This window comes from Bifidobacterium sp. MSK.13.1, from assembly GCF_019131435.1.
Classification (GTDB): domain Bacteria; phylum Actinomycetota; class Actinomycetes; order Actinomycetales; family Bifidobacteriaceae; genus Bifidobacterium; species Bifidobacterium pseudocatenulatum.
The window spans coordinates 84,871-91,263 of the sequence record NZ_JAHOMM010000008.1; the positions used below are offsets into that span (position 1 = coordinate 84,871).

At 54.1% G+C, this 6,393-nt stretch carries 7 protein-coding genes; 1 reads left to right on the top strand and 6 read right to left on the bottom strand.

Annotated elements, in window-relative coordinates:
• Nucleotides 1-5: 5 nt before the first annotated feature.
• The 3 genes from KSY55_RS07965 to KSY55_RS07975 are packed head-to-tail and all read right to left on the bottom strand — an operon-like array spanning nt 6 to nt 2,212.
• On the bottom strand, nt 6-581 hold the full coding sequence (locus KSY55_RS07965) for an ECF transporter S component (protein WP_226556882.1): 576 nt from the start codon (nt 579-581) through the stop codon (nt 6-8).
• Between the two features lie 60 nt (nt 582-641).
• The gene (locus tag KSY55_RS07970) at nt 642-1,277 is read right to left on the bottom strand and encodes a uridine kinase (protein ID WP_226556881.1); all 636 of its coding nucleotides are present in this window, start codon (nt 1,275-1,277) and stop codon (nt 642-644) included.
• Nucleotides 1,278-1,294: 17 nt separating this feature from the next.
• Nucleotides 1,295-2,212, bottom strand: coding sequence for a DUF362 domain-containing protein (locus KSY55_RS07975; protein ID WP_217749564.1), 918 nt, complete (start codon nt 2,210-2,212; stop codon nt 1,295-1,297).
• Between the two features lie 250 nt (nt 2,213-2,462).
• On the opposite strand from KSY55_RS07975, the gene KSY55_RS07980 reads away from it, so the two are divergent.
• Entirely contained in the window at nt 2,463-3,773 is a 1,311-nt protein-coding gene (locus KSY55_RS07980; protein WP_065439396.1) for a Na+/H+ antiporter NhaC family protein, read from the top strand.
• A 105-nt stretch (nt 3,774-3,878) separates the two neighbouring features.
• Here the strand turns inward: KSY55_RS07980 and KSY55_RS07985 are convergent, their stop codons facing one another.
• From KSY55_RS07985 to KSY55_RS07995, 3 genes are all read right to left on the bottom strand, one after another.
• Entirely contained in the window at nt 3,879-4,943 is a 1,065-nt protein-coding gene (locus KSY55_RS07985) for a YeiH family protein (protein WP_217749565.1), read from the bottom strand.
• 195 nt (nt 4,944-5,138) lie between these two features.
• Nucleotides 5,139-5,924 (bottom strand): hypothetical protein, encoded by a 786-nt coding sequence (locus KSY55_RS07990; protein WP_065439398.1) that lies wholly within the window; start codon nt 5,922-5,924, stop codon nt 5,139-5,141.
• Nucleotides 5,925-5,982: 58 nt separating this feature from the next.
• The gene (locus KSY55_RS07995) at nt 5,983-6,222 is read right to left on the bottom strand and encodes a hypothetical protein (RefSeq protein WP_171843198.1); all 240 of its coding nucleotides are present in this window, start codon (nt 6,220-6,222) and stop codon (nt 5,983-5,985) included.
• Nucleotides 6,223-6,393: the final 171 nt, after the last annotated feature.

Sequence of the window (6,393 nt, forward strand, 5' to 3'; positions counted from 1 at the left end):
GTGGTTCATCGCTTGGTGATCAACGATTCGATCCAGTATGCGGCAAGAGGGATCAGCGCCCACTGCAAAGCAAGACCGGGCAGTCCAGCGGCCAAGTCACTCGTCCAAGTGGCGGCGATGCTGTTGCCGGAACCGAATGCGAACACCGCCACTGCAGTGGCTACGGTCAGTACGACACGGCCGGCAAGTTGGGCGATAACCACCTTTACTAGGCTTGGCAGCTTGATCTCACGCAGCAGACCTGCAACCAAACCGTACGCGCACAATTCAATCATCATGAACGGCAGAACAGCCAGCATCGGCATGCCGGAAAGCAGGAAGCTCGCCAGTGGAGCAGCTGCGCCTGCAATCGCACCAACCGCTGGACCTGCGATCAAACCGACGAAAATAATCGGCAAGTGCATAGGCAGAAAGGCAACGCCCAACGCAGTTCCTCGTCCGGAAACCGCTCCGATCACATGGAACAACTGCGGCAACGCCACTGCGGCGACAATGGCAAGCACGGTTGCGGCGGCTTTGACGCTCACGCTCAAGCGTGGCAGATCAGTGCGACGCAAGGAAACTGCTGTAGTGGAAGTCATGTTCATTCTCCTTTTTAAAAGCTTTCTTTTCACAAGCTTTCGTTCATTATGAAAAATTCGTTATTCGTTTGATTTGGCAGTATCTACAACCATGTTGGCAATTGCGCGTGTTCCAGTTTGCTCGAAATACCGATTCTCCAAAGGAATCCACTCGTCGATGAATCGCTGCAGCATACGCGGATTACGTGCCTCGAGTCTGCGTAACTGCTCATTGGAATCAATCATCAGGCAGATCATCAAATCGTAGTATTCACGCAATGCGGGATGCATGCTATAACTGCCTTCGACAATCGTCAAACGAGCAGGTTCGACACTATGCGAAGCCGCAAAATCGCCGGTATGGCAATCCCAAGGACGATACTGCACGATATTTCCGGCAACGAGCGGAGCCAGCACCTCTTCTTCGAATCGTTCCCGATCGACATTGCCTCCCGGTTCGGCGAACCGTTCTGGAGTGCGTTGTTCCGGGCGCAGGAAGAAATCGTCCATATGCAGCACATTGCCGTCGAAACGACGCTGCAGCAAAGCCGCCAACGTGGTTTTGCCCGACGCGCATGGCCCGTCGATCGCCACAAACACATGCTCGCGTTCCGTAAACACACGTTCGATGCGTTCGATCACGGCCCGCGCGTCTTGAACCGCCTGCGCCTCCTCCACGTTTTCCATGGATTCCTTAGATTCCTTGGATTCCATCATCGCCGACTCCGTGCACACTACTCGAGCACGGTCAAACGGTATGCACGCGAACCAAGCCCAAGCTCTTCGGCGTATTCGAGCGTGTGTTCGCCATGCCTGGTGGCGATACGCTCGGTCACGGACGCGCCGTCCGGCGCCACATGAATCAGATCGACACACGCTTGGTCAAGTGCCACCGGGTCGAACGACGAAAGCACGCCAATGTCATGCATGTCCGGCTCGGACGGCGTGGCGAAGCAGTCGCAATCCACCGACAAACGGTTCATGACGTTCAAATACATCATCTTGCCGTTCATGTGGCTGATCACAGCCTCATCCGCTTCGGCCATCGACTCGAGAAAGTCATCCTGCTCAGCTTCGACCCACTTGTCTTTAGCCACGCCTGCGGAATGAATCCAACGTTTGCCGTTCGACGATGCGATGCCGATGGACACGTTCTTCAACGCGCCTCCGAAACCGCCCATTGGATGCCCTTTGAAATGAGAAAGCACGAAGATGGAATCATAGTCGTCGATATGCCTGCCGACGATGTCATAGGCGATATGGCGGTGCTTGGCTACCGGAATCTCGATCTCACCGCCCATATCCATGATTTGAATCGGCGCGATATCGCCATATCCGCGTTCTTTGAACACGGCAAGGCTTTTTTCGGGAGTCTCTCGATTGCCGTCGTATGCCGTTGCGCATTCCACCAATGTTCCGCCGATCTCCTGTACCAAATCCCTGACCAGCGCGGGATTCAGATTATTGGATTTTTCGGATTCTCCGGAATGGATTTTGATGGCGACCTTACCTTCCGGCCTAGCTCCCAACGCATGATATGCGGCAATCAAGCTTTCCGGCGTGATCACAGGAGTGAAAAACACTTCGGGAGCTGACGCATCTTCCGTACGATGTTCCAATTCCTGCGCTTTCGCAATATCGAAATCAGTCATAATCCTCCTCGATTCTGCTCGCTTCAGCATAACCGATTACAGACTATCAATCTCAAGTCCGGTTGAACCAAACCGACACTCCCACCGCACCAGCCATTCCACCGCACCAGCACAAGACCATGTCCACGTCTTAGCCCGAACTCATCGCGTTTACATAATGACTGCTACGCTTGCCGAGTTCTTACGATTCGTCAAAAGAATGTCGAAGGCGTTGACGTACCGCGCGATAATCATCAAAGAAAGGAACATCATGGCGGAACTTGTTACGATGGCGCTGTTCTGTGCGGCTTTGATTGCCTGCATCATAACCAACATATCCATCGTTCCCGCACTGCTGGCCGGCGTGGTCATGTTCCTCATCCATGGCAAAATCACCGGTCACAAATTCGCGACCATGCTTTCCAAAGGGTTCGCCACCATGCGTGCCGCAAGCATTGTGGCGGTGACGTTCGTGCTGATTGGCCTGCTGACCACGCTATGGCGCGCCGCCGGCACCGTGCCGTTCATTGTGGCGAACACTTCCAGCCTGGTGCGCCCGCATGTGGTGATTCTGCTCGCCTTCCTGCTCAACTGCCTCATGTCACTGCTGACCGGATCATCGTTCGCTACGGCCGCCACCATGGGCGTCATCACCATGACGCTCGGCACGTCCATGCAGGTTTCGCCCGTATTCCTCGGCGGTGCGATTCTGTCGGGCGTCTATTTCGGCGACCGCTGCTCCCCTGTTTCCACCAGCGCGCAATTAGTCAAAGCACTCACACATACGAATATTTTCGACAATATCGTACTGATGTTGAAAACATCTATTGTTCCGTTCATCATCACGTGTGCGATTTATGCTGTGTTGGCTTTGTGCACGCATCCTTCCGCAGGTTCCATTGATATCACGGGATTGTTCTCAAGCGCGTTCGATCTTCATTGGGTTACCGTTATTCCCGCGTTGGTGCTTGTGGTGCTTGCGATCGCCCGAATGGACGTGCGCATTACGATGGGCGCAAGTATTCTCACCGCATTGCCGGTTTGCGTGCTGGTGCAGCATATGGATTGGCTGGAAATTGGCCGTGCTTTGGTGTTCGGTTTTCATTGTTCGAACGCCCAAGTGGCGTCGTTGATTGACGGTGGCGGCATCGTTTCGATGATCAAGGTGATACTGATCGTCTGCATTTCCTCGTCGTATTCCGGTATTTTCCAGGAAACGGGGTTGTTGGATGGCACGCATCGGCTTATCGCTTCGATGGCGAAGCACATCAGCGTGTTTGGTGCGACTTTGGTCACGTCTGTGGTTGCGAGCGCGGTTGCCTGTAATCAGACATTGTCGATTATGTTGACTGATCAGTTGTGCGGCAATTTGGAAAACGACGAGCAGCGCAAGGTCATTAATTTGGAGGATACCGCCGTTGTGGTGGCTCCATTGATTCCATGGTCGATTGCCGGCGCGGTGCCGCTTGCTTCGGTTGGGGCTCCTACGGAAAGTCTGTTGTTGAGCTGTTTTCTGTATTTGCTGCCGATTTGTTCGCTGGTTCGTACCTTGATTGCGGATCGTCGCAAAGTTTCGGATTAATACCAGATTACTTTTAATACAAATAAAAAAAATGTGCCGTGCACTGATTATCCCAGCGCACGGCACAACGGTATTTGGAAGATATAAAAGATATGTAGAAGATTTTTAGAAGAACAGCGCTGCCACTCCCGCTGCGAAGCACATGAGCAGGATCGAAGTGATGAGGCTGGCAAGGAACGCCTTCTGCCCCTTCTTGGCGAGTGCCGAGAAGTTCACGGTGATGCCCAATGCGGCCATGGCCATGCCAAGCACGATGTAGGCGAAATCGACCAGCTGCGGGGTGATGGTGGCGATGAACGGCACGAACGTGCCGATGATCGACGCTCCGATGAAGCCGAGCATGAACCACGGGAATGAGATCTTGCGCTTGCCGTCCGAAGGCATCTGCGAATGGTTCTTATCCCACCAGATGGCGATGATGACGGCTGCGAAAACGAGCATAAGCACTCGCGACAGCTTCATGATGGTGGCGATGTCGACCGCGCCGAACGCGTCACCAGCCGCCACCGCGTGTGCGATTTCGTGCAGGGATGCGCCGGCTGTGATGCCCAGCTGGGTGTTAGTCAGTCCGGTAAGCGGTCCAAATGCGATTTCCACGAGGGCGAAGATCGTGCCCATGATGGCGATGATGGCCACGGCCATCACTTCATTGTTGGCTTTCTCGTCTTCCTGTTCCGGTGGAACCTTGATGGATCCGGAAAGTCCCATGACGGCTGCGGCACCACAAATGCCGGTACCGCCAGCCACCAGAATGGCCAGTTGCGGGTCAACGCCGAGCTTACGGGCGATGTTGTAGCACACGACGATGGTGAGCGTCACCACAACAGCGGCAATCGGCAAGCATTTGATGCCTTGCGTGAACAGCACCTGCAGGTTGAGCTTGAATCCAAGCAGAATAATACCCAAGCGGAGCAGCTTGTTGGAAATCAGTCCTGCTGCGTCTTTCACACCGTCCTTATGCTCTGGTGAACGGCTGGAATACCATTTGCGAATCGGAAACTGCAGCACCATGCCGATCAGCAGTGCGATAATCAGCGCACCGAACAGGCTGAATCCAGGGAATTGCTTCAGCCATGAGGCGATAATGGACGCGGCCAGCGTCACAATGCCGATGAATACCATCTCTTTGGTGGCGATACGTTTCCGCCACTTCTCACAAAACTCTTTCACAAGTATTCAAGAATAAAGCAGATACAGCGTGGAATCAACAGTCAAGTTCACATATTCGGCATTACGATTTGCTGCGATGTGGGAGTTGCACTTCGGAGAAGATGATTGCGGCGAAAATCAGCGCGAATCCGCATACTGACGGCACGGTAAGCGCAAACGAGATTTCGAATGCCACGCGGTACTTTGGAAAATGTTTTACTGCGCTTTGGCTGCTTGTTGATTCACCCAGTTGTCGGCCATTTCGATGGCTTCATCAAGCGTGGTTTTGGCGGCCTTGTAATACTTGGATTCTTTGACGCCGCTATTGTCGATCAGCTGCTGGCCCGCATCAACGGCTTTGGATAGCGCGCTCAACAGTTTGCGTCCAATAAGGGTGAGATCGCCGTCATTGCCGAGTTTGTCGATAAGCGCGTTTGCCTTGTCAAGCGATTCCTGCAAAGCAAGTTTGGAGTCTTCCAACGATTCGGCATTGTCGTCTGACTTGTTTTGACTCGTCCCATCATTGGATTGCGTTGAATTCGACGTGCCATCGGAGGTATCGCCGCCGCTTTGCGACTGCTGGTTCTTTTCGATTGTCTTCAGACTGCCGTTCAGGGAGTCAGTTGCGCTGTCCAATGTTTTGGAGACGAGATTGAGCTGCGTGATGGTGGCGTCCGCCTTACAGCCTTCCGTATCGACCGTGTTCTCTGCGCTGGTGGCCGCGTCCGCGAACGCGTCGATGATGTCGTTCACGCCGAGCGCACCACGGATCAATTTCTGCAGCTCGCTACCGTTTTCGGATGTGTCGAGCACGGCCTTACGGGCCGAGCTGAATTCCGCAAGCGATTGCCGGCATGTGTCCAACGCCTCCTGCCGTTTGTTGTGGTAGACGTACACTCCTGCGCCGCATGCCACAGTGAGCGCCACGACCACGGAAAGGACAATCGGCCAGGTTTTGCGGGGATTGGAAGGCTGTTCAACGGCCTGATACTGATAATCCATATGCGTCCTCCCCTTGCGAATCGACGGATGTCATCGTTCTTCGTCTTGTTAACCTCGCCTATTTTACGAGTCCGAAGATGGGAAAAACCTGAATGGACATCCCACGCACACCAACGAAGCGGGGTCGGGTCGGCATACCATACGCGGAATCATGCACATCGTCGACGTGCGTGAATCCGCCCATGCCGGCGACCACGGGAATGCCTTGCAACAGCCACAGCGCCGTGATCGTCGAAATGATGATCACGCTGGCTCCACGGATGAAGCCCCACAGCCGCATCAAGGTCACCATCCGCATGACCTATGGCTTCCACCACGTCAGCAGCCTCATCGCGCTCATCATGCTCCGCTGCGGCGGACTCGACATACACCTACCACAACCAAGAACCTAACCCACGAAAACAGCAGAAGCCCCTCAATTCTTCAATTCCACTACAAAGGTCACATCACGGCATACGCACGCCGACGC